This is a genomic window from Sphingobacteriales bacterium, from assembly GCA_016700115.1.
Taxonomy (GTDB): Bacteria; Bacteroidota; Bacteroidia; order Chitinophagales; family UBA2359; genus UBA2359.
Genome location: CP064999.1, coordinates 3,608,071 through 3,633,193 on the forward strand (window position 1 = coordinate 3,608,071; position 25,123 = coordinate 3,633,193).

Sequence of the window (25,123 nt, forward strand, 5' to 3'; positions counted from 1 at the left end):
GAATTTGCTGTCTTAAATTCAAGACAGTTTAATTTGCCGCAAATGACTTTGATTTACTTGTAAATCACGTTGTTTGCGGCAAAATTTTTTAATTTCTCTGAAACCTTCTTGTTTTGCTTCTTAGAGAAATTTTAAAACATTTGTAACTATTTTTTTGACTGTAAATATCAGATAAACTGTACATGATGAAACCCGGATTGTATTTAGTACCAACACCTATCGGCAATCTTGAAGATATTACCCTTCGAGCAATTAAAACGTTAAAAGACGTTACACTAATTCTCGCCGAAGATACCCGGACAACCCAAAAACTGTTAAAACACTATCAGATAACTACTCCTATGCAATCTCATCATATCCACAATGAGCATAGTAAGTTAAGCAAAACTATAGCCGCACTAAAATCAGGAAGTTCTATCGCAGTTGTCAGTGATGCCGGAACGCCGGGAATTAGCGATCCCGGGTATCTTTTAGTCAGAGAATGTTTAAAAGAAAATATTCCTGTTGAATGTTTACCCGGTCCTACTGCCTTTATACCTGCTTTAATTAATTCAGGATTACCATGTGACAAATTTTGTTTTGAAGGATTTTTGCCGCATCAAAAAGGAAGGCAGACTCGATTGAAATTACTTTCACTTGAGAAAAGAACCATCATTTTATACGAATCACCACATAGATTGCTAAAGACTTTAAATCAATTAGCCGAATATTTAGGAGCTCAAAGGCAAGCTTCAGTCAGCAGGGAATTGACCAAAATTTTCGAAGAAAACATACGTGGCACTTTGTCCGAGTTAATAGGATATTTTGAATCCAAAGCCGTCAAAGGTGAAATAGTAATTGTTGTAGCAGGAAGTACAAATGAAGGATAGTTGAAGCTAATGCCCTTTCTGGAAATAAAGGAATTGCAATTTATAGGGCAAAAAAATATTTTTCCAAGGTAAACAAATAGTTTTTCAGGGTAAAAAAATATTTTTCCAAGGCAAACAAATAGTTTTTCAGGGTAAAAAAATATTTTTCTAAGGCAAACAAATAGTATTTCAGGGTAAAAAAATATTTTTCTAAGGCAAACAAATAGTATTTCAGGGCAAAAAAATATTTTTCCAAGGCAAACTAATAGTATTTCAGGGCAAAAAATATTTTTCCAAGGCAAACTAATAGTATTTCAGGGTAAAAAAATATTTTTCCAAGGCAAACTAATAGTATTTCAGGGCAAAAAAATATTTTTCTAAGGCAAACTAATAGTTTTTCAAGGTTAAAAAATATTTTTCTAAGGGAATATTCGAGACTGTTCTATAAAGTGTGTATGAATGAAATGAGACTATCTTTTTTTAAATCAAAGGTTTCAAAATGCAGTAAAAAAGAAAAAGGGTTATAGTCTCAATTAACCAAAAGTTATTTCCAGGTAACCGGTAATGTTTTAGGAGTAATGACAGGAATTTCAACAGAAACTTTTTCCATTCTTGGTTTTATGACCTGTTTTGATGTTTCTTGATTGGCATAAATTTTAGTATCAATCAAGGCAACTACTTTGATAGTTACATCAACGGCATTTAAGTAGTTGTCGTTTTCCAAACATAAATAAAAGGCAGAGGGTTGCGTATGATTGAATTTTCCAAACCCTCCCTTGCCTTTTCCCCAATCTATTGGGAGGAAGGTTTTTTTTGATAAAAACAATTCAGCCTGAACGGAATCTGTAATTGCGTAATAAATATCATCTCCTGTTTTTGGAATGGCCAAACCCGAAACTAATCCTGCAACTAATCCACCTAAAGGAGAATAAATTGCAATGACTCCCTGTGCAAAGCCGGCAATAGTTTTAACATTTTCAGTCCAAACCATACTTGCTTCTTCACCCACACCGATCCAATAGGCCCAACCTTGTAATACTTGCTTTCTACTGTTATTGCTGACATTTGGGGGTAACTCAAATCTGATACAAATCCGGTTAGAAACTCCTCCGAGATTGGCTCTTGAAGCTACTTTTTGGTTTTTATCAAAAACAACAAATTCTTCTAAGGTAGATTTCTTAAGTTCCCAGCTTTCATTTTTGGAAAAAATGGTATCATACCCCGATAAAACTTCGCGTGTTTCTATTTGAAAAGTGGTATCATAAGATGCAATCCATCTGACCTGTGAGTTGAAATCTATGGTTAAGTCTGTTTCAGGTATTCGTTGAATTTTTATATGACAAACCCTGCCTTTGAATGCTTGATTATTTACAAATTTAAAAACATATACTGATTTTTGATTGACATCAATATGTTTTGCACGAATTGATTTGACCTTATAATCTGAAAACCTGATTTGCTCAGGAAATTCTTCGATACTTACTTCTGTCAGTTCTTTTTGCTCTTCTTCTTTAAATGTAAAAATTATTTTATCACCCTTTGCAAAGCCATAATAGAGTACCTCTTCACTTTTAGGACCTATTTTTAAAGTTAAGTTTGCAACTTCAAGTAAAGGCATCTGTGCAAGGGCAAAAGGAACCTTGGCAAACAGAATGAATGAAAGTATTATAACTCTGATAAGCATCAAATTACTTGTTTTGTAAATAATTGATTAGTAAAATAAGGAATCTGCTTCAAAAGAGATTGGTAAATATTATGCTGAAGCTGAAAATTGTCATTTAAAACGGAGGACTCTATTGGATATTACTCTTGCTGAACAATTTGTGTTTGTTCGGCTGCCCGATAGGCAGGAAAGGCCGAAGCCAAAACAGAAATTATAACAACGGTTACAAAAACAAGAATGAAATCATCTATTCTCATGCTTACCGGATAAGCATCAATTAAAAATGAAGCACCTTGTAGTTTCAAAATTTCAAAATGTTGTTGTATCAAACAAATTACGATGGCTATAACTACTCCGCATGATGCGCCTATAAGAGACAATAATATCCCTTCAAAAAAGAAAACGCGCTGAATAAATCCTTTTGTTGCACCTAATGCTTTTAGAATACTGATGTCTTGTTTCTTTTCAATAACCAGCATAGACAAAGAACCAATGATGTTGAAAGCAGAAATGATTAGAATAAAAGTTAAAATAAAATATACTGCCCACTTTTCTGTTTTCATCACTTTGTATAAGAACTCATCCTGCTGATATCTGTCCAGCACTTTGAATTTTTCACCCATAATGACAGCAATTTGACTCTTTACAAACGATGAATTTGCATTTGGCAACAGTGCTATTTCATAAGCACTAACGGAAAGTGGGTAGTTCAAGAGTTTACGCATAAACCTGATTGGTACAAAAGCATAACGACTGTCAAAATCCTGTTGAATGGCAAAAACACCGGTTGGAATCAAAGAAGCTTGTGTAAATGCAGTTTCAGCAGAAAATGAACTTACCTTACCTTCTCTTCTTGGCATAAAAACAGTTAATCTTTCAAATTGATTTTGAAGGTTAACCCCTAAACTTGCCAAAACTCCTAATCCTACCACCACACAATCTGCATCTTCATTTTTTAACCTGAATTCGCCATCTATGATCGCAGTGTCCACTTGACTGACAAATACGAAATTGTCATCTACTCCTTTCAGCCTTGTGATATAATCTTTTTCTTTGTAACGCAAAAGCGCATTTTCTTCCAAAACATGAGAAATATTTGATACTCCCGGAATTTGTTTGATTTTTTCAAATTGAATGCTATCGGGCTCAAAAGTTTTACCTTCTTTAGGTATCACTTTTATATCCGGATTAAAAGTATTGTAAAGGGAAGTTACAAGATCTTCAAAACCATTAAAAACGGATAAAACTAAGATCAGGGCTGCAGTTCCAACTAACATTCCAACCATTGAAACCCCGGAAATTATATTGATTGCATTTGTAGATTTTTTTGAAATCAAATAACGTTTGGCAATATGCAAAGCTAAATTCATCGAAATCTTAAAGTTGATTGAAATGCAAAACTACAATATTTATTGGGGAAAGGTCAAGGAAGTAAGCACATTAACTTACACGAAGTATTTATAAAAAGTAAAAAAACTACAAGTCTGTAAGCCGGGTTTTGTCATGGTTGAGGTTAAATCAACCATGTTCTATCATTTATCTACTCCTGATATTGCTATCAGGCTCTAACGACCTACCCCCCGGCATCAAACGAGCAGCTTTTAGTTGTTACCCTAAAGTAAAACAACGTGCCGGTATATTTGGCCTTTCAACCCACAAGGTTTGTCCTTCAAGAAAGGTTTCCCTATCTGAACGCAGATTTTTTAACTTGCGTTTTCACCCAATACCTGCCTTAAAAAAACAGAATGGTAATTCTCTGCGACACTATCTGTACTTACAAGTTACCCTGTAAGCCCCACCTGTTAGGTGGTGTGGTTGCTCTGTGTTGCCCGGACTTTCCTCTTGCTTGTTAAAGCAAGCGATAGAACGACTTGTAGCACTGCAATAACCCATTTCTCAACCACATGGTTCAAAAATTATATTTTCCAAATGATATTGTCTGTGTTTAATTTTCAAATCCAGATCTTATTTGTCGTATGTGATTTTGTGCTTTAATTGGTAAGAAAATCATCTTAATCAATACCTATTGACCAAAAATAGTTTTATTGAACTATTTTTAACTTTACAAGGCAATTAAATGCTTTTATGCGTTAGACACAAGTAGTTTAAACAGACCAGGTTTCATTTAAATTTATCAACCATGCAACTTCAAATCAAAAATCTTTCAAAAACTTATCCCAACGGAACAAAAGCTTTAATTGACGTTAATCTGGTAATTCCGACCGGTTTGTTTGGACTTTTAGGGCCAAATGGAGCAGGCAAATCTACTTTGATGCGAACTATTGCAACTTTGCAAACTGCTGATACCGGTAGTATTGAACTGCAAACTGAAGGGGAAGAAGGAACTATTGATGTGTTGCGGCAAAAGGAGGTTATGCGGCGTAGTTTAGGATATTTACCTCAAGAATTCGGTGTTTACCCCAATATCAGTGCTGAATCTTTATTGGATCATATAGCCATTTTAAAAGGAATTTCTCACAAGCAGCAAAGAAAAGAAGTTGTCAACAACCTACTCCAGCAAACAAATTTGTTTGATGTTCGAAAAAAAGCAGTAGCGGGTTATTCGGGTGGAATGAGGCAGAGGTTTGGTATTGCGCAGGCTTTGTTGGGAAATCCCAAAGTTATTATAGTAGATGAACCTACAGCAGGGTTAGATCCCGCAGAAAGAAACCGCTTTCTCAATTTGCTCAGTGAAATCAGTGAAAATGTAATAATTATTTTCTCAACACATATTGTTGAGGATGTCAAAGAATTATGCAACAATATGGCAATCATTAATCAGGGTGAAGTTGTAATGCAGGGTAAACCTTCGGAAGCAGTAGCGCAATTAAAAGGTAAAGTTTGGCAAAATATTATTCCCAAAAACGAACTGACCGATTATATGAATAACTACCGTCTAATATCACACAAGTTTAATGCGGGAGAAATTGAAATCCATGTCTTATCTGATGACCAACCTGAAACAGGCAATTTTACTCCTGCGAATATTCAATTAGAAGATGTGTACTTCAGCAAAGTTCACATAGAAACGACACACTAAAGTAACACAATCAGTATTATATTTCAATACACTTATCGGTGTTCTTATCATTTTTACAAAATCATCCTCAAAATATGTTTTGGGAAATACTGAAATTCGAAATTTTATACCGGATTAAGAGACCGGCTACCTATGCTTATTTTGCCATTATGTTGTTGCTCTGTATGCTTTTTGTTTCTACAGATGCGATAACAATCGGTGGAGGTGTTGGCTTGATTGCTAAAAATGCACCTTTTGTGGTGTACAGGACGGTATTGATTATGAATATTTTTGGTACTTTGATTTGTTCTGCAATGATGGGAGTTCCGATATTTAGAGATTTTGATCATCAAATACATGAAATATATTATAGTACTCCTGTTTCAAAAAAGGCATATTGGTACGGAAAATTTGTAGGTTCATATTTAGTTACGGTATTTGTACTTTCAGGCATCTTGATTGGAATTTATTTAGGAACCATCATGCCGTGGGTTGAGCCGGATAAGATTGCCCCCTTTAATTTTATGGCTTATTGGCAGCCATTTGTACAGATTATTTTACCCAACTCACTGTTAATGGGGTGTCTGTTTTTTGCTTCCGGGGCATTAAGCAGAAGCATGTTAGTGATATATATACAGGGAATTGCTTTTTTGGTGTTATATCTTATCAGCAATTCGATGATTTCAGACATTGAAAATTCATACGCTGCTGCATTAACAGATCCTATAGGGCTGAATGCTTTCAGCTATGTTACCAAATATTGGACACCTGTAGAAAAGAACTCAGTTATAATTTCGTGGTTTTCGGTAATGGGATTGAACAGGTTGATATGGTTAATGCTCTCCTTTACGATTTTTTTACTCGCCTATCGCAGGTTTGCATTTTCGGCAACAGCTCCTTTATTTTTCAAGTTCAGAAAGAAAAATTCTGAAAGAGAAGTAACCTATGATAATGAAATTTTAAGATTCAATAAGCCCGCAGCTTTCTTACCGGTTTCTCCAAATTTCAATTTCAAATCCCGGCTTATTCAATGGTGGGCGGTAACCAAATTTGAGTTCAAAACCATTGTCATTTCAATACCTTTTTTATCCATCGTGTTTTTGGGTATTTTCAGTTTGGTGAACAATCTTATTTATGCAAACAAAATGTATGGATTGCAAACCTTCCCCGTGAGTGTTACAATGGCAGATATGGCTTCCGATTCGTTTGGCTTATTCATGATTATAATCATAGTATTTTATACAGGCGAATTGGTTTGGCGCGAACGCAGCAGTAAAATCAATCAGATAGCAGATGCCTTGCCAATAGGAGAAAACACTTTGTTGGCAGGCAAATTTACGGCAATGACTTTTGTGTTGCTGGTTTTACAAACAGCTATCATGTTGACAGGAATGGTTGTTCAGGCAATCAAAGGATATTATAATTTTCAACCTGATATTTATTTGAAAACCCTATTTGTTCGCGACCTTTGGTCATATCTTGTTTGGGCTTGTGTCGCTTTTTTAGTCCACACATTAGCCAACAATAAGTTTATGGGCCATGGTATCGTCATTTTATTGGCGATGCTCATAACCATTGTGTTTTCTGTAATGGGATGGAACCACAATTTATATCTTATTGGAGGAAGCCCTTCAGCAACATTGTCAGATATGAATGGGTTTGGACATTTTTGGAAACCCAATATATGGTTTGCATCTTACTGGTTGATATTTGGAGGAATTTTATTGGGCTTAGCATCAAAATGGTGGGTAAGAAGTACAGAATTTAACTTTAAAGCAAGATTAAAAGCATCAAAATATGCTCATAGCACTTTGGGGAATTTATATTTAGTATCAATGATAGGGTTGTTTTTTCTATGCGGCAGCTTTATTTATTACAATACCAATATTTTAAATGAGTATCAAAGCAAAAAAGAACGTGAAAAAGAACAAGTAGCCTATGAACAACAATATAAACGGTACGAAAATACACCTCAAGTCCGTATTCAATCTGTAAAATCTGAAATAGCTATTTTTCCTGACCAAAGAAGGGTGGAAATAAATGGCCGGTATCTGCTTAAAAACATTGCAGATCATTCGATTGATACAGTTATATATATGATGTCTGACGTTTCACATTTAAAGGGGCTTGACGTTTCAATTGAAAATGCAGAATGGCAAAAAGTAATTGAAGATGAAAAGATGGGGTTCTTTCTTTACAAACTCAAGCATCCTTTAAATAAAGGAGATAGCCTAATTTTGAACTTTTCTTACGAAATTGTTAATAATGGTTTTGAAAATGACGGGGGCAACACAGATATAGTTTACAACGGCACTTTTTTTAATAGTTTCTATATGCCGCTTATTGGCTATCAGCCTGATTTTGAAATGAACAATCCGGACGATAGACGCAAATACAAGTTGCCTCATCGGCTAAGAATGTATGCAATCTCAGACACCTTGCGTTACCAAAATCAAAATTATATCTCTGCTGCTGCAGATTGGGTTAACTATGAAACGACCGTGAGTACATCAGCCGATCAAACTGCAATAGCTCCGGGATATTTACAAGAAGAATGGACAAAAGATAACAGGCGGTTTTTTAAATATTCAATGGATAGCAAAATACTCAATTTTTACTCATATTTATCTGCAAGATACGAGATAAAAAGAGACAAATGGAATGACGTAAATATCGAAATTTACTACCACAAAACACATGCTTACAATTTAGACAAAATGATTGAATCAATCAAGCATACCTTGGATTATTGCACCAAAGAATTTGGCCCATATCAACATAAACAGGTCAGAATCTTAGAATTTCCGGGCTATTCAGACTTTGCTCAGTCTTTTCCAAACACTATTCCATACTCTGAAGGGATTGGATTTGTTTTGGATATTGACCCGGAAAATAGTATTGATATGACTTATTACATAACCTCTCATGAAGTAGCGCATCAATGGTGGGCGCATCAGGTGATAGGATCTGCTGTTCAAGGTTCAACTGTAATGAGTGAATCTCTTTCACAATATACTGCGGTGATGGTTATGCGCCAAAAATATGGTGAAGAGTTGATGAGACGTTTTTTGAAATACGAATTAGACAGATATCTCAGAGGGAGGGGCGTTGAATTAGAAAAAGAACATCCTTTGTTGCTCAACGAAAATCAGCAATATATTCATTACCAAAAAGGAACTCTGTCCATGTATGCGTTGCAGGATTATATCGGAGAAGCCCAAACCAACAAAGGGATTAAAGAATATTTGGAAAAATATAAATTTGGAGGACCTCCCTATTCCAATTCTTATGATTTTTACAAATTTATCCTCAAATTTACTCCCGATAGTATGAAAACAAATGTAGATGATTTGTTTACCCGTATCACATTATTTGATAACCAATGTAAAACTGCAACCTACGAAAAACTGGAGAATGGTCAATTTAAGATAAATTTAACATTCAACACCCAAAAAATTTATGCAGACAGTCTTGGAAATGAACATCCCGTTCAGGTATTGAATGAGTGGATTGATATTGGAGCAATCAATAAAGAGGACAAGGTGGTTTATAAAAAGAGATATCATATCACACAACCTGAATGGGAAGCCTCTTTTACTTTGGATTTTTTACCTGAAAAAGCGGGTATTGACCCCATGCATAAGTTAATAGACCGCAATCTGAGCGACAACCTCTTAAGACCCTTAGAAAAATAAAACCGATGAACGAACTTCACAGCAATAATAATCATGACAGCTTCAGGTTTCAGAATTATATAGGCGAGTTTGTTTATGGGGGTATTGATGGGTCTGTCACCACATTCGCCGTTGTAGCAGGTTCCGTTGGGGCTAATCTCGATATTTCTGTCATTATTATTCTCGGGTTTGCCAACCTCATTGCAGATGGTTTTTCTATGTCGGTCGGAAGTTTTTTATCCAAAAAATCAGAAGCCGATAATTACGAAAAACATCGCAAAATTGAAGAAACAGAAATTGAAGAAATGCCGGATACTGAAAAGGAAGAGGTTAGAGAAATTTACAGGAAAAAAGGGTTTGAAGGGCAATTGCTCGAAGATATTGTCAATGTCATTACCTCTGACAAAAAACGTTGGGTGGACACTATGATGAAAGATGAACTGGAAATGATCAAGGATGCAAAACCTCCCTTTAATATGGCTTTGGTTACTTTTTTGTCCTTCTTCAGCATCGGTCTGATCCCTTTATTGTCATACCTTTTCAAAAGTTGGCTAAACCTCGAACATCAGCAATTGTTTGCCTTAGCCTGTTTACTCACCACCCTGGCTTTTGCTCTAATTGGCTACCTTAAAACCTATGTTACTCAAACTCCTGCTTGGAAAGGCGTGGTTGAAACCGTTTTTTTAGGCAGTTCCGCAGCTACACTTGCTTACTTTGTTGGCAGTTGGTTAGAAAAAATTTTTTGAAACCGATTTTTACAGATTTATCAAAATGAGATTTATTTCATCTTCCATTTAATTTGATAAATTTTACTTAAACCATTTTCCCCTTCGTTTATGTGCTGTTCAAAATCAGAAATATCGCTGAATTTTCTGGATTGAATAGAGTTGCGTTTACTGGTAAAATACAGGGTTTCTGACGATTCGTCATAAAAAGGGCAATACTCCATATATTTTGTGTTTACAGGAATCCCTAAATTCATTGCCGGCTGCCATTTTCCATCATTTCCCTTTTTTGAAATATACAAATCGCCACTTCCAAAACCATCCGGAGTTTGATATTTTGTGAAAATCAGAAAAGACTCATCCCTTGAAATAAAAGCATTAAATTCATATCCATTGCTGTTGATATTTTCATCCAGCAAAACAGGTGCAGAATATTTTTTTCCATCCCAAGAACAATAATAAACATCGTCTTTCCCATAACCAGAAGGGGATTCAATGGTTATATACAAATTGTTATTTTCTGATAACGAAGGGAAAAATTCATTTAAATCCGAGTTAACAGGGCTTCCTAAATTAAAGGGACCTGACCACTCATCCTCTTCATTAGCTCTTTCTACATACCATATATCAAAATCTTTTCTTTCATTTGAAGAATGAATCAATGGTCTGTCTGAAACAAAATATAACCGCTTTGCATCAGTTGTTAAAAATGGTTCCAAATATTTATATTCGTCACAAAACGGCATAAGAGTGGGCTCTTCCCAATCCTTTATGCCCATTTTCATACAAGCTATTTGTGAAATTTCCTGATTGGGGCTTTGGATAGTAAAATAAACTTCCCGGCCATTTTGAGAAATGGTTAAATCCCGGACATTTAAAAATCGGTTTATCTGAGCACTAAACAACTTTACTTCATCATTTGCATCCTGTGCAGCCATATTTTGAACTGCAAATGGAAACAAACAATTAACCTTTAAGATAATCAGAGCGGTAAAAAATAAGCGCATTATTATGGTTTAAAAAACTGAAGCAGAGGCATTATAATAAAAGCTTTGTCAAGCTAGTTTTTTTAATAACGAATATTATTGATGCCGATTATGCGCAAATTAGGTTGTAAGATTTGAAAATCTTCAATATCCACTCGAGTATCTTTGTTAATATCGGTATTAATATATTCTCCAAACATGGGGTAGTCGGTAAAGTAAAGGTCATAATCGGCATAATTTATGATCCCATTATGATCTAAATCCCCGCCATAAAGCACAAACAAACCGTTTGGCAGTTGTTTTTGTTGGTTATCTCCTAAAGCCTGACTTGCTGAAATCGTAAAATCATACCAATCGGCATTAGGTACAACCAAAGGAACAGATGTAAACACACCGAGATGAGAACGAGGTTTAACAGCAAAGAAATAAGAGCCGTTTTCTTCAATTTCCGTAAACCGCACACCTTCAGTTATTCCGTCATAGTCATATATCCTACCGTCTGTTCTCAAAAATGCAGCTTTTTGAGCAATCGGCGTTACAAGATTGATAGGATCATAAGCCTCTACCAAAACCCAGTCTGTTGTATTTAAAGGGATAAAACCCTGATTTATCACCGCTTCTTCGCCATTGTAATTCCAGGGTTCGCGGAAAAAGGGTTGAGAGTTGGCCAAAATAACCACTTGTTTTAAAATATTGGTCATTTCATCCTCAACTGGGTCATAACATCCTTCTAACAAAACCCGTAGTTTTACAACAATTGCAGGAGCAGGAGGAGGGGGTGGGGGAGGAGGTGTAATTTTTTCATATACGTTGATGGTGTAATCTTCAAACTCCCCATAAGTATAGGACAAACAGGAAAATGGCAAAGTCGGCAAACTGGCGCTAACTCTTTTCATAGCTATTCTCATACGGGTACTTCCCAACTGAGCATCTTGAGGAACGTATAAATTATCCGGAACAGGAGTGGTAAAAGTTGTGCCGGAATCATAAACCAGTTCTCCGGCATCTTCGAAATCAAAATCTTTGTTCCAGTCAATCCAAATTCGCCAATATTGCGCGTTGATTTGTTGTCCAAACCCCGGGGTCAATATAAAATTAAACAAACTGTCCTGATAAGCCTCAAAAATTTGAGAGGTAAAATTGCCATATCCGTTATTGTTTCCCGAATTGTTGTTTATGGTTCCGATTTGAACTGTTTGAATCCATTCATTTGCAGTTGTTTGTCCGGCTACCTGACAATAACCGCTGCATCCTGAAATAGTTAAATACAAAGAATTTGACCAAGCAGAAGTCAACCCGCCTACACAAAGCGTGCGGATTTGAAATTGATATTGCGTACATGCTGAAGCACCGGTAAGGTCTGCATCCAAATCATAAATCGTTGCAGTTAACCATGTTGTTGTTCCTACAACCCTTAATCTGACCTCATAAGCGGTGGCAAATGCAGCGGCATTCCAGACTATTTTTGCACTTGAAGTTGTTATATTGACAGCCTGAATTCCGGTAGGCGGATCACAACTATTGCTGCAAGGAGTAGTAAAATTTTGTATTGCAGAAAAAGCACTCTGAGAATTTTCATTGCAAACTGCCTGAACCTGCCATTCATAAGGCAAACAGGGAGTTAATCCGGTTATGCTGAAATTTGTTGCCGTTGTTGTTTCTGTTTGCCATATAGGGCTGCTGACATAACGGTATTGAACATTATAACTAATTGCACCACTGACAGCACTCCAGTTCAGGATGGCAGAAGATTGGGTAACTGAAGTGGTAAAGACCGAACCCGGGATATTACAAGGTACCGTACATCCCGCTGTAGTAAAACTAAAAGAATTGCTGTAGTTGCTGCTAATTCCATTGGTACAAGTGGTTTGAACCTGAAACTCATATTGAGTACAGCCTGTAAGCCCGGACAAAGAATAAGTTGTTGTATTTAGGGTTAAATTTTGCCAGGTACTTGTACCGGTTTCACGCCATCTGAGATTGTAATTGCCTGCGCCGGTTACCGCACTCCAATACAATACTGCCTGATTATTGGTTAACCCGGTAATGCCAAGACCGGTAGCAATGTCGCAGGATGGTTGAGGAGTACTGGAGGTAATATTCACCGCATAATCCTCTACTTCCCCATAAGCAAAATTGCCGCAAGCACCCGGTAAAGCAGTATCTGAACTTGCTACCCATTTCATGACTACCCGCATGGTGGTAGGTCCTGTTAAAGCTGTAAGCGGAATATTTATAGTTGCATTAACAGTATTTGTAGTAGCTGAAGTAGAACTATATACCCGCTCAGTCGGATCGTCAAACTGACCATTTTGATTTAAATCTATCCATATCCTCCAATATTCAGTATAAATTGTTCCGGCAAAACCGGGTACTAATGTTGCCGTGTATGAATTGCCCTGTGTCAAAGCTGTACTGATACATCTAAAATCACCATATCCTGCATTAGCTCCGCTGCTGTTGCTGATAGTGTTTAGAGTTACTTGTGATATCCATTCATAATTAACATTATTTCCTTTAGCAGTACAGTAATTTAACAACCCGTTTGGCGGAGTATTGAAGGTTCGGACATTTGAGAAATTGCTTTGGTCTGATTCGCAGTTTGAACGTATCTGATATTCATATTGAGAACAAGGAGAAAGTCCGCTCAAATTAAGACTGATAGCTGTGTAGTTATTCACCGTTATCCAGTTTGCTGTACCAACTATCCGGTAGCGAATAGTATAACTCACACTATTAGGCATCATATTCCAACCTATAGTTGCCGAAGAACTTGTTATATTCGTTGCATTCAAACCACTCGGAATAAGGCAACCGGTTGGGCTGACACATTGCAAGGAGTTAAAAGCATTGATTCTGCCAGCACCCAACAATCCGATATAGTTTGGATTTTGTGCATTGATATTGTCTGCGCCGGCATAAAGACAACTTTCAACGTCAGCCGGGGATAATGACGGATTATAAGAAAGCATCAAACCAACTAAACTTGCCACATTTGGACATGCCATGGAAGTTCCGCTATAATATTGATAACTCGAGTTTGAACCGGCAACGGTGCTTCTGATTTGAGATCCGGGAGCTGTAATATCAATCCATGAACCGTAATTGGAAAAACTTGATTTGGCATCACTCTGAGCACTCGAAGCTACGCTGATTACATTATTATATCCTGCAGGGTAAAACAAAGAGTTGGTATCATCGTTTCCTGCTGCTGCAATCACAACTATCCCTCTGTTATTTCTTGCCTCGTTGACTAAATTCTGATAAGTCTGTGAATAACCGCTTCCTCCCCATGAACAACTGATAACATCGGGATAATTGTTCATGGCATAGGAAAAAGCACCCCAAATTCCCGTTAGTGATGCGTCGCTGTCTCGAGCACCTTTACAAGCCATCACTTTCACATTATGAGAGATTGCCCCTCCACCTGTGCCGTTATTTGTTACAGCTCCTGCAATTCCGCTGCAATGGGTGCCATGTGAAAAATAATTATTAGTAGCATCGGAAGGAGGGTTTGGGTTATTGTCGTTGTTAGCCGCATCCCAACCATAAACGTCGTCTATATACCCGTTTCCGTCATCATCAATACCATTTCCGGCAATTTCATCGGTATTGATCCAAATATTCGCTGCAAGATCTTCATGGGTTAACTTAACGGCATCGTCAACAACTGCAACCACTACATTAGCTGAACCTGTTGACAAATCCCAGGCCTCATAACACTGTACTTTAGTGATATGCCATTGTGTATTATTTGTGATATAGGGGTCATTTGGTATTAACCCTGTTCGTTCCAAAGGGACTTTTTCGGCATATTCTATCCAATCAAACTTTTTTAGCTCCCTTATCAAGGTTTCAATATTATTTGCTTGTACAAACTCAATCTGATACGTTTGGTCGAAAACCGGTGTTTTGAGCTTTACAAATGGTCGAAAAATTCTTTGAATCTTATACTCATTGATAAGCCGGGAAAGTTTTGGATACTGGGTAATGTCAGAAACGCCGCCTTCAAAATCAGGAAGATGCAGGTCAGATTTTTCCGATATCTTGAAAAAAATCTTACCATCCCAAAATTCCGGGTAAACTGTTTGGGAATATAACGATGTGTTGAAGGAAAAAGAAAAAACAAGGAGAAAAGCAAATAAAATACACTTATTGGTATCTGTTGTTTCCATGAACTGATTGGATAGCTTGAGTGAATGATTTTAACCGCATAAATATAAGGAATCCTGACTTTTTTAGATAAAAATTCCCGAACTTGACGGTCTTTAACATCATGTTTTACTGAAAAATGACAAGCAAACCGGTATTAAGAAAGAAGAGTTATGATTATTTGAAATTCATTAAACAATCTGGCAAACAGACAAAAAGCTATATGTTAGACAACACTTGTTATTGACTGAATTTCTCTTAACTTGGCCGCATTTTTAAGAAATGACCAACCAACAACTACTTCATTAATAGTTATCCCATTTGCATATATGAAAACCTCAAAAGTTCAGGTTCCTCCAAAACCCCAAAAGAAACAACTCCCCAGATTTTGGCAATCTTATTCAAAACCCTTATTCGCTTTGTTCGGAATTGGGTTTTTGTTGTACATCTATTCAGCATCGTTTGATTATGCGTTGGACGATAAATTATATATCACCGATAACCAATTTACTAAAAAAGGATTTGCAGGCATCCCTGAAATACTTTCTCAGGAAAGCCTTGTTGGTTTTTGGGGTCAAAAAAAAGACTTGCTCGAAGGTGGCAGATATCGCCCGTTAGGTATCATCACTTATGCCATTGAAACAGGTATTTGGGGAGAAAAACCCGGCATCAGTCATTTTATTAACATATTGCTTTATTGTTTCGTTGGTGTGCTGTTATACAGGGTTCTTTTTCGGTTGTTCTCTCCAAAAGATATTGAGACATGGTATTTGACTCTTCCTTTTATAGCGACCGCCCTCTATATGGCACATCCATTGCATGTTGAGGTGGTTGCCAATATAAAAGGCCGCATTGAAATTTTGGAATCTATCGGTGTTTTGCTCACACTCTACTTTGTACTTAAATTTATTGACGGTAACACAGGTTGGAAACATATAGCAGCTATTTTTCTGACCTTTTTTTTAGCGCTCATGTCAAAAGAAAGTGCAATTACTTTTCTTGCTATTATACCCTTGACTCTTTTCTTTTTCACAAAATCTACCCTTAAGCAGCATCTTCAGGTTGCAGCTCCTCTGTTTGCGGCAACTTTCTTGTTTTTAGCTATCCGCCAAATGGTAGTCGGATATTTCATCGGCAGCAGCAAAGTCGTCATTGATGAACTCCTGAACGATCCATTTTTAGGTTCTTCAGTATCCGATAAATTCGCGACCATTTTTTACACAATGGGGCTATACATAAAACTGCTCTTTTTCCCTTTAACTTTAACCCATGACTACTACCCCAAACAAATCCCTATAATCAGTTGGAGTGATCCCCGTGCCATTGGTTCTTTGGTGCTTTACCTGATTTTAGGTGCTGTTGCTTTGTGGGGAACATTTAAAAAACAACTGCCTGCTTATGGCATTTGGGTCTATCTTTTGAGTTTTTCAATTGTTTCCAACCTCGTCTTTCCAATCGGAACTTTTATGAACGACCGGTTTATGTACATCCCCTCAATTGGATTTTGTTTGATTGTAGCCTGGTTTTTAACACAAAAACTTCCGTTCTATATAAAATCAATGCCCAAAGAAAAATTGTTGCTTATTGCTTTCGGAATTCTTTTAGGGGCATATACTTTAAGAACCTGGGTAAGACTTCCTGCCTGGCATAGTAACGAAACCCTGTTTTTAACAGACGTTCATAACTCACCAAACAGCACAAAAGTCAACACATCTGCAGGAGGCACTTTGGTAGAAAAAGCGGCAGTTTTAGCAAAAAACAATCCTGATCGTGATAAAATGCTGATAGAAGGAATCAAATACTTAGACCAAGCGTTAAAAATTTATCCTGAAAACGGCAACGCTTTACTTTTAAGAGGTAATGCTCATTATGAGTTGAATACCAATTACGATAAAATGCTGGAAGACTATTATCCCTTATTGGTGAAAAATACGGAACATACTCAGGTGGTTCAAAACATAGGAATGATGTCCGATTCTGAAACTGACCCAAAGAGTGTAGATAAACTGCTAAATTTTATAGAGCAGAAATGGCTTCCTTTAAATCCATCTTCCGGTAAACCATACGCGATTGCAGGAAAAATTTGGGGAAAAAAGAAAAACGATTTGGACAGGGCAATTTATTATCTCGAAAAATCACTGGAAACTGAGCCGGGCAATGTTGAAACTCTTCAAGATCTTACTACTGCCTATGGTCTGAAAGGCAATTATACTAAAGCATTGGAAGCAGGATTGACTGCTCTTAAAAAAGAACCCAATAATGCCAAGACGAATTTAAATATAGGGATCAGTTATCAAAACTTGGGGGATACTGTTAATGCCAAAATTTACCTTGAAAAAGCATTTACCTTAGACCCGGGACTTAGAGGTAAATAAACGTGAACAGGATATGTTAATCCGGTAGATTTTCAAAAACGTTTTTTGGTATTCCTGTTTTTTGTAAATGATGCGGATACACAATAAAATACCATATTATAAAAGCTAATGAAGTTAATATAATTCCTGATTTAACCAAATCAGGAAGATCAGTTGCACGGGTTACAAAACTCTCCAAAAAACCGGCAGTAATAAAAACAGGTATTAAGCCTATAATAATTTTTAGCCCTTGTTTAGCCCCTCTTCTGAATGACTCCAAACGACTAAAGGTTTGAGGAAACAAAATACTGTTACCCATTGCCAATCCGGCGCAACCTGCTATAACTATTGCCGAAATCTCCAGGGTGCCATGAATCCAGATAGTTAAAAATGAGGTCATAAATAACCCCTGTTCATAAAACATATATTGAAATGCTCCCACCATAACTCCATTAAAAAATAGTATATACGCTGTTCCAAAGGAAAAGAAAACACCTGCTGCAAAAGCCAAAAATGAAACCCTGACATTGTTAAAGGTAATTCCCATAAACATATCAGTTTGTTTGCTTTCTTTGTAAACTGCCATCGGGTCCCCTCTGCTGATATTATCAAGTGTCATGTTGACATAGGAATCTCCCAAAATTAAACGGATGAAGGTATCATCATTTGCACTCGAAATAACGCCAATGAAAACAGATAGTGAAAAAATAAGAAAGGAATAGAACAAATGCCACCTTGAACGGTAAAAAACAAAGGGTAACTCGTATTTCCAGAAATTAAAAATCCGGCTTCTGTCTTCGCGCTTATTCACATAAATTGATTGATGTGCTTTTGCTGCCAAAGCGTTAAGGTATTTGGTTATCTGACTATCCGGATAAAAAGTTTTTGAATAAGACAAATCATCGGTTATTTGTATGAAAAGTCCCGCAAGTTCATCAGGTGTTGTTTGAGCTTTTTTATTTAAAAGTTCCTCAAAACGTTTCCACTTTTCAGCATTTTGTTTGACAAAAGCCGGTTCTCGCATAAAAGAAATTGTCTAATAAAGTGAGTTAAATAAACCGGTATTCAGTACTGAAGAAAAATTAAAAATACAGGCGAATGTATAAAATAATACGATAAACTGCCTATTTTTAAGGTTTAATATCAATGAAAAGTTTGTTTTTGATTAAGCATTATTTATGGAAGAGCAGTTAAAAGTAGTTACCACCCAAAACGTAGGAATAGATTATGAAATTGCAAGTCTCGGTGACAGATATGTCGCCGGAATCATTGATGTTTTAGTTGTTATTGCCTATTTAATAGCACTAATCATCGTAGTAGATGAAGCTAATCTTTGGTATTTAGACGATTGGTTTTATATACTCATCGCATATTTGCCAATTTTTTTATACAATCTGTTGGCTGAAGTTTTTTTCAATGGTCAAAGCGTAGGCAAATATGCAAAAGGGTTGAAAGTGGTCAATATGGATGGTTCTCAGGTTTCTATAGGCGGATATTTACTCAGGTGGCTTTTATATCCCATTGATGTTTTAATTTCTTTTGGAGGTGTAGCAATTATCAGTATCATTATAACCGGAGGACAGCGATTAGGAGATTTAGCAGCCGGAACTACCGTGGTTAACCTGAAAAGTAAAGCCAATCTTAAAGAGGTTTTATTCAACTTTCTTCCCGATAACTATGAAATTACCTTTCCGGAGGTTGCAAAATTGAGTGATAAAGACATCTCTATTATCAGGGAAGTTATTGCTGAAGCCAATAGACTGAACAATACCAATCACATCACTACCCTTGCAGAAAAAGTTGCACTGGTGATGGATGTTGAACACAGTATGCAACCTTATAAGTTTGTGTCAAAAGTTGTGGAAGACTTTAACTTCTTACACGGAAGATATTGATTGAAATAGATTTATTGAGGAAGCAGAAACTTAACAAAGCATCAAATGAAAAAGGCTGCCTTTTCAGACAGCCTTTTTTAACTTTATCTAAATGAAATCACTTTAATGTTCAATGGTTTCAGCTTGCTTTTTCTTTACAATAATTTTATTGTCTTCGTCAAGATCAACCAACAAAGTATCACCTGAAACCAAATTAGCCGCCAGCATCTCTTCAGCTAAAGGATCTTCTAAATATTTTTGAATAGCCCGGTGTAATGGCCTTGCGCCAAATTGAGGATCGTATCCTTTATCGGCAAGGAAACTGATGGCTGCAGGCGATAATTCTAATTTATAGCCCAACGCAGTCAAACGTTTGCGAAGATCATTCAGTGCAATATCTATTATCCTGAAGATTTCCTCTTTGCTTAATGAGTTAAAGATGACCACATCGTCAATCCGGTTTAAAAATTCAGGTGAAAAGGTTTTGCGCAGTGCTTTTTGAATCACACTTTTAGCATAAGAATCCGCCTCTTCTTCTTTGGCAGAAGTACTAAATCCAACACCTGCACCGAAATCCTTTAAAGTTCGCACGCCAATATTAGATGTCATGATGATCAGAGTATTTTTGAAGTCTATTTTACGACCTAATCCATCTGTAAGTTGACCATCGTCCAAAACCTGAAGTAAAATATTGTAAACATCCGGATGCGCTTTTTCAATTTCATCAAAAAGCACAACGCTATAAGGTTTGCGGCGTACTTTTTCAGTCAATTGACCGCCTTCTTCATATCCAACATAACCGGGAGGCGCTCCAATGAGTCGAGATACAGAAAACTTTTCCATATATTCACTCATGTCTATTCTGATAAGGGCATCTTCTCCATCAAATAAATAGCGGGCTAAAGCCTTGGCAAGTTCTGTTTTCCCAACACCGGTAGGACCTAAGAAAATAAAAGAACCGATTGGTTTTTTGGGGCTTTTCAGACCGGCTCTGTTGCGTTGGATAGCTTTTACTACTTTACCCACAGCTTCATCCTGTCCGATGATAGCTTCTTTAATGTCTTTGTCCATGTGAAGCAATTTATGGCTTTCGCTTTGGGCCACTCGTTTGACCGGAATCCCTGTCATCATGGCTACTACTTCAGCAATATCATCTTCACTGACCGGATATTTCTTAATTTTAGCTTCTTCTTCCCATTCCTGTTTGGCGCGTTCCAATTCTTCCTGATAGCGTTTTTCTTTATCCCTCAAACGGGCAGCATCTTCATATCGTTGGTTTTTAACCACCCGGTTTTTCTCCTCCCTGATTTCTTCAATCTGACGCTCTAACTCAATAATGTTTTGAGGAACATGAATATTTTTCAGGTGAACTCTTGCGCCAACCTCGTCCAAAACATCAATCGCTTTATCAGGCAAGTAACGGTCTGTTATATATCGGTTACTCAACAAAACACAAGCAGTGATAGCTTCGTCAGAATATTCAACATTGTGATACTCCTCATACTTATCTTTGATGTTATTGAGAATCAGTAAAGAATCCTCAACACTTGGCGGCTCAATCAAAACTTTTTGAAAACGCCGGTCTAATGCGCCGTCTTTTTCAATATACTGACGATATTCATCCAATGTTGAAGCACCAATCGCTTGTAATTCTCCCCTTGCCAAAGCCGGTTTGAAAATATTGGAAGCATCCAAAGAACCTGTTGCACCTCCGGCACCAACAATAGTATGAATTTCATCTATAAAGAGAATAACATCCCGGTTTTTCTCCAATTCATTCATGATGGCTTTCATTCTTTCCTCAAACTGACCTCTGTATTTGGTGCCGGCTACTAAAGCAGCAAGGTCTAACATCACGATTCTTTTATCAAACAATACCCTTGAAACTTTGCGTTGAATAATTCGCAAAGCTAATCCTTCGACAATTGCCGTTTTACCAACACCCGGCTCACCTATCAAAATTGGGTTGTTTTTTTTGCGTCTGCTTAATATCTGCGAAACTCTTTCAATTTCAGTTTCTCTTCCAACGATAGGGTCTAATTTGCCTTCTTCAGCTAATTTTGTGATGTCCCGACCAAAATTATCTAAAACTGGGGTTTTTGATTTGATATTTGATTTGCGCGAAGTGCTGAACCCACTCTTTTTTTCATCATCATAATCATCATCCGAATCGTTAGGATATTCATTGGAGGGCAGGTTTTGTCTGTTCAAAAGAAAATCTAATTTTTCCTTGAAACTGTCATAACTAACCTCAAACTGATTTAAAATTTGAATCGCTATATTATCCGGATTTTTTAGAATTGATAACATTAAATGTTCGGTACCGATGATTTCGCTTTGTAGTCTTTTAGCTTCCAAAACAGTAACTTTTAAAGCTTTTTCGGTTTGTTTGGTCAGTGGAATGTTATTGGCATTCACAGCCTGATGATGAGAAATCTGGTTCTTAATATTGTCTTCTATTGATCGCCTTAACAAAATGACATCAATATTCAGTGCTTTAAGAACCTGAATAGCGAGACTTTCGCCTTCTCGCAACAAACCCAATACTAAATGCTCCAAACCTATTTCGCCATGGTTGAAGCGCATTGCCTCTTCTTTACTGAACGATATTACGTCCTTAACTTTTTGTGAAAATTTTGCTTCCATATAAAATTTAGTTGGCAAAAATCAGACCTAAAAAATATTTCCAAACTAAACGATGTTTCCTATCAATAAATAAACACCTTTCGGCAGGAAATTGTGCTATTGTGTCGTTTTATGAAAAATAATCTGCAATTTTGTCATCCTTTGTATGTCAAAATAAATGGAACAAAATCTTTGCAGTTGTTTTTTTGACAAAGTAGTATTTTATTCCAATATCGAAACTTTTTCTTGGCACTTTTAACATTTTTGTCATTATTTTTGTTCGATTTTATATTTACACAACCATTTTGGTACTATCAGCGGTTAATACGCTTATTCATTCGCAATTAAACAAACTAATAAAATGAAATTCGCACTCGATAAAAAAGAAAGCTATACTATTGTTAGTGTATTGGAAGAAAGACTTCACACTCTAAATGCAGCTGATTTTAAAACTGAACTGAAAGTGCTCAATGAGGGAGGCGTTTCTAATATTGTAATTGATCTTGGCAAAGTTGTTTTCGTTGACTCATCAGGATTAGGAACTATCTTAGTCGGAAACAGACTTTGCGAAGCTGCCGGAGGAACTTTGGTAATTACCGGTTTGAATGAAAACGTCCAAAAACTGATTACCATTTCTCAGCTCTCAAGTGTATTGAATATCACACCTTCTGTTCAGGAAGCAGTGGACTATATTATGATGGAGGAGTTGATGAGAGAACTTTCGGGCGAAGAAAATGAAGATGAAGAATCTGTTTTAGACGAAAGTTTTGATGAGGAATAACCTGCCGATTTATTCTTTGACTGTTTTCCTGCTTATTATAAAAACACAGCAATTCGTTTTTTGAAACAGTGCTTTATCTTATCGGGTTAATATTGTAGCTTCGATCTGTATTTCGATCTGCTTTGATTATTAACTTTAAGAGGTGAGATATGAGAACTGTTTTTATTCAATTCCCTTATTTTGTTTTCTGCTTTTTTTGGGCTTGCCAGCTACCCGTATTTGCAACAATCTGGAAAGTTGGGGCAACAAGAACCTATACTTTGCCCAGCCAGGTTGCTTCGTTAGTCAATCATGGCGATACCATTGAAATAGATGCCGGATTGTACGAAAGCAATGTCGCTGTTTGGACACGACATAATCTGGTTTTTAAGGGCAAAGGCGGCATGGCAGTTCTAAACTCAAATGGCAACAGTGCAGAAAGTAAAGCAATTTGGGTGATAAAAGGCAATAACAATACAGTAGAAAATATCGAATTTACGGGTTGTGCTGTTCCTGACCAAAATGGAGCAGGGATTCGTTTGGAAGGAACAGATTTAACAATCAGGCATTGTTATTTCCATCACAATCAAATGGGCATACTTGCAGGAAGTAATACTTCGAGCAATGTGTTAATCGAATATTCTGAATTTGCATATCATGGGGAAGGGGCAGGCGGGTTTTCTCACAATGTGTATATCAATCATTTAAACAGCCTGACGTTCAGGTATAATTATTCACATCATAGCATTACCGGACATACCCTGAAAAGCAGGGCGCACAATAATTATATTTATTACAACAGAATTGGAGATGAAGCTGATGGGGCTTCGAGCTACAATATTGACCTTCCCAACGGAGGACGTTCATTTGTGATTGGCAATATAGTTCAGCAGGCACAAACTTCACCCAACAGTACAATCATCACTTATGGAGCGGAAGGGTTAAGCAATCCGGTGAATGAACTTTATTTGGTTCATAATACCATTGTTAACAATAAAGCTTCGGGGACTTTTTTGTACGTTCAGTCCGGAGCTTCACAGGTACAATTAATAAACAATCTGTTTGCCGGTAACGGTACTGTATTGAATGGTACTGCCAATATCAATCAGGGAAATGTTTCAACCACAAGCCCTGGTTTTGAAAATTCTTCGGTATATAATTATCACCTGTCATCAGCATCTCCGGCCATTAACGCAGGAATTGTACCCGGTGAAATTGATGGAATTTCATTACAACCCGTTTTTGAATATACACATCAGCAACATCAGATTTTGAGAATTAACAACGGTTTGCCCGATGCCGGAGCTTATGAATATCAGGGAGATAATTCCGGCTACCTTTGTTCATTACCTCAATATAGTTTACAGTTTTTTGGCAACGGCTCTGATGATATTGACCGTGTCAAATTTCAGATAAACCCACAAACAGTCATAGATGTCGGAGACGATATGACTATTGATTTCTGGCTGAAATGTTTATCTTCAAATAACACTGGATTTGTTTATGACCAAATGAATGGAGACGGCTGGATTACAGGCAATATCGTGATTGACAGAGATATCTACGGCTCGGGCGATTACGGTGATTTTGGAATTGCAATTGGACAATCTACTGGAGGCAGTGCTAACGAAAGAGTAGTAGCTTTTGGTGTTGACAGATTGGGAAATGGAAGAACCATAACTGGTACAACAAATATCGCCAATAATCTCTGGCATCATATTGCGGTTACCCGAAACGCAAGTTCCGGTTTGATGAAGATTTTTGTTGACGGAGTTCAGGATGCTCAGGGAACCGGGCCAACAGGAAATATCAGCTACCGCGACAATCGAAGCACAGGTTTTCCCTTAAGCGATCCATTTTTAGTTGTTGGAGCAGAAAAACACGATGCCGGCGTGGAATATCCTTCGTTTAACGGATATTTTGACGAACTGCGAATTTCAAATTTAATCAGATACAGCACCGGTTTTGCACCAATCACCCAACCCTTTATTAGTGACGTAAATACAGTTTTGCTTTGTCATTTTGACGAAGGATCCGGAGAGTTGGCAAATGATATTGCGCAATCGTACAACACTTCGGGAATTCCAACTGACGGGTTTTTAAACTTGGGAGGTAGTCCGTCAGGGCCGATTTGGAGTATAGACAATCCGTTTTATACGGCTTTTACTCCGGTCATTACTGCTTCAGAAACAGAAATTTGTATGGGAAACCCAATCACCTTTAGCGTCCCGTCAATTGAAGGTAGTACATATTTCTGGACAATTACAGGAAATTACACAATTCTGGAAGGAGGAACTTTAACAGATTCCTTTATTACTGTTCAATGGAATGAAAATGGAATCGGAACAGTAAACATTATTCAAACACTTCCTTAGTTTGAATGTTATTGATTTCATTTAACTACCTTTGCGGCCGTGATTTTCAAATCCGCAATCAAATTCAT

Annotated in this window: 14 protein-coding genes and 1 other RNA gene; 8 read left to right on the top strand and 7 right to left on the bottom strand. The window is 37.0% G+C overall.

Annotated elements, in window-relative coordinates; translation table 11 throughout:
• The first annotated feature begins 185 nt into the window (after positions 1-185).
• A complete protein-coding gene (gene rsmI, locus IPM47_12925) occupies positions 186-869 on the top strand; it encodes a 16S rRNA (cytidine(1402)-2'-O)-methyltransferase (GenBank protein QQS31468.1) in 684 nt (227 codons plus the stop codon).
• A gap of 523 nt (positions 870-1,392) precedes the next feature.
• Here rsmI and IPM47_12930 read toward each other — a convergent pair.
• The 3 genes from IPM47_12930 to rnpB form a co-directional block, all read right to left on the bottom strand.
• On the bottom strand, positions 1,393-2,532 hold the full coding sequence (locus IPM47_12930; GenBank protein QQS27781.1) for a hypothetical protein: 1,140 nt from the start codon (positions 2,530-2,532) through the stop codon (positions 1,393-1,395).
• A 119-nt stretch (positions 2,533-2,651) separates the two neighbouring features.
• Positions 2,652-3,881: an ABC transporter permease gene (locus tag IPM47_12935; protein ID QQS27782.1), complete on the bottom strand. Its 1,230-nt coding sequence runs from the start codon at positions 3,879-3,881 to the stop codon at positions 2,652-2,654.
• Between the two features lie 101 nt (positions 3,882-3,982).
• An RNA gene (rnpB, locus tag IPM47_12940) (RNase P RNA component class A) lies at positions 3,983-4,389 on the bottom strand.
• Positions 4,390-4,651: 262 nt separating this feature from the next.
• Here rnpB and IPM47_12945 point away from each other — a divergent pair.
• The 3 genes from IPM47_12945 to IPM47_12955 all read left to right on the top strand — a co-directional run bounded on the left by IPM47_12945 (position 4,652) and on the right by IPM47_12955 (position 9,950).
• Entirely contained in the window at positions 4,652-5,551 is a 900-nt protein-coding gene (locus IPM47_12945; protein ID QQS27783.1) for an ABC transporter ATP-binding protein, read from the top strand.
• 74 nt (positions 5,552-5,625) lie between these two features.
• Positions 5,626-9,225 (top strand): hypothetical protein, encoded by a 3,600-nt coding sequence (locus tag IPM47_12950; protein ID QQS27784.1) that lies wholly within the window; start codon positions 5,626-5,628, stop codon positions 9,223-9,225.
• Positions 9,226-9,230: 5 nt separating this feature from the next.
• Positions 9,231-9,950, top strand: a complete 720-nt coding sequence (locus tag IPM47_12955; GenBank protein QQS27785.1) for a VIT1/CCC1 transporter family protein — start codon at positions 9,231-9,233, stop codon at positions 9,948-9,950.
• Between the two features lie 32 nt (positions 9,951-9,982).
• On the opposite strand, the gene IPM47_12960 is transcribed toward IPM47_12955, so the two are convergent.
• Together IPM47_12960 and IPM47_12965 are read right to left on the bottom strand one after the other, a co-directional pair.
• A complete protein-coding gene (locus IPM47_12960; GenBank protein QQS31469.1) occupies positions 9,983-10,867 on the bottom strand; it encodes a PD40 domain-containing protein in 885 nt (294 codons plus the stop codon).
• Between the two features lie 131 nt (positions 10,868-10,998).
• Complete coding sequence (locus IPM47_12965) at positions 10,999-15,090, bottom strand: S8 family serine peptidase (GenBank protein QQS27786.1); 4,092 nt, start codon at positions 15,088-15,090, stop codon at positions 10,999-11,001.
• Between the two features lie 306 nt (positions 15,091-15,396).
• Here IPM47_12965 and IPM47_12970 point away from each other — a divergent pair, with 306 nt between their 5' ends.
• Positions 15,397-17,442 carry a DUF1736 domain-containing protein gene (locus IPM47_12970; GenBank protein QQS27787.1) on the top strand — a complete coding sequence of 682 codons (2,046 nt, stop codon included), beginning with the start codon at positions 15,397-15,399 and terminating at the stop codon, positions 17,440-17,442.
• Positions 17,443-17,458: 16 nt separating this feature from the next.
• Here IPM47_12970 and IPM47_12975 read toward each other — a convergent pair whose 3' ends face one another.
• Positions 17,459-18,445: a stage II sporulation protein M gene (locus tag IPM47_12975; protein ID QQS27788.1), complete on the bottom strand. Its 987-nt coding sequence runs from the start codon at positions 18,443-18,445 to the stop codon at positions 17,459-17,461.
• A gap of 154 nt (positions 18,446-18,599) precedes the next feature.
• On the opposite strand from IPM47_12975, the gene IPM47_12980 reads away from it, so the two are divergent.
• Positions 18,600-19,316: an RDD family protein gene (locus IPM47_12980; protein ID QQS27789.1), complete on the top strand. Its 717-nt coding sequence runs from the start codon at positions 18,600-18,602 to the stop codon at positions 19,314-19,316.
• Between the two features lie 102 nt (positions 19,317-19,418).
• On the opposite strand, the gene IPM47_12985 is transcribed toward IPM47_12980, so the two are convergent.
• Positions 19,419-21,941 carry an ATP-dependent Clp protease ATP-binding subunit gene (locus IPM47_12985; protein ID QQS27790.1) on the bottom strand — a complete coding sequence of 841 codons (2,523 nt, stop codon included), beginning with the start codon at positions 21,939-21,941 and terminating at the stop codon, positions 19,419-19,421.
• A gap of 340 nt (positions 21,942-22,281) precedes the next feature.
• Between IPM47_12985 and IPM47_12990 the strand changes: the two genes are divergently transcribed.
• On the top strand, positions 22,282-22,701 hold the full coding sequence (locus tag IPM47_12990; protein ID QQS27791.1) for an STAS domain-containing protein: 420 nt from the start codon (positions 22,282-22,284) through the stop codon (positions 22,699-22,701).
• 149 nt (positions 22,702-22,850) lie between these two features.
• The gene (locus IPM47_12995) at positions 22,851-25,055 is read left to right on the top strand and encodes a right-handed parallel beta-helix repeat-containing protein (protein ID QQS27792.1); all 2,205 of its coding nucleotides are present in this window, start codon (positions 22,851-22,853) and stop codon (positions 25,053-25,055) included.
• Positions 25,056-25,123: the final 68 nt, after the last annotated feature.

Bases quoted from the DNA above. Each gene is read 5' to 3' on its own strand.
- IPM47_12945 (QQS27783.1), top strand. From the start codon at position 4,652: ATGCAACTTCAAATCAAAAATCTTTCAAAAACTTATCCCAACGGAACA.
- IPM47_12960 (QQS31469.1), bottom strand. From the start codon at position 10,867: ATGGCTGCACAGGATGCAAATGATGAAGTAAAGTTGTTTAGTGCTCAG.
- IPM47_12975 (QQS27788.1), bottom strand. From the start codon at position 18,445: ATGCGAGAACCGGCTTTTGTCAAACAAAATGCTGAAAAGTGGAAACGT.
- IPM47_12970 (QQS27787.1), top strand. From the start codon at position 15,397: ATGAAAACCTCAAAAGTTCAGGTTCCTCCAAAACCCCAAAAGAAACAA.
- rsmI (QQS31468.1), top strand. From the start codon at position 186: ATGAAACCCGGATTGTATTTAGTACCAACACCTATCGGCAATCTTGAA.
- IPM47_12980 (QQS27789.1), top strand. From the start codon at position 18,600: ATGGAAGAGCAGTTAAAAGTAGTTACCACCCAAAACGTAGGAATAGAT.
- IPM47_12965 (QQS27786.1), bottom strand. From the start codon at position 15,090: ATGGAAACAACAGATACCAATAAGTGTATTTTATTTGCTTTTCTCCTT.
- IPM47_12930 (QQS27781.1), bottom strand. From the start codon at position 2,532: ATGCTTATCAGAGTTATAATACTTTCATTCATTCTGTTTGCCAAGGTT.
- IPM47_12985 (QQS27790.1), bottom strand. From the start codon at position 21,941: ATGGAAGCAAAATTTTCACAAAAAGTTAAGGACGTAATATCGTTCAGT.
- IPM47_12935 (QQS27782.1), bottom strand. From the start codon at position 3,881: ATGAATTTAGCTTTGCATATTGCCAAACGTTATTTGATTTCAAAAAAA.
- IPM47_12995 (QQS27792.1), top strand. From the start codon at position 22,851: ATGAGAACTGTTTTTATTCAATTCCCTTATTTTGTTTTCTGCTTTTTT.
- IPM47_12990 (QQS27791.1), top strand. From the start codon at position 22,282: ATGAAATTCGCACTCGATAAAAAAGAAAGCTATACTATTGTTAGTGTA.
- IPM47_12955 (QQS27785.1), top strand. From the start codon at position 9,231: ATGAACGAACTTCACAGCAATAATAATCATGACAGCTTCAGGTTTCAG.
- IPM47_12950 (QQS27784.1), top strand. From the start codon at position 5,626: ATGTTTTGGGAAATACTGAAATTCGAAATTTTATACCGGATTAAGAGA.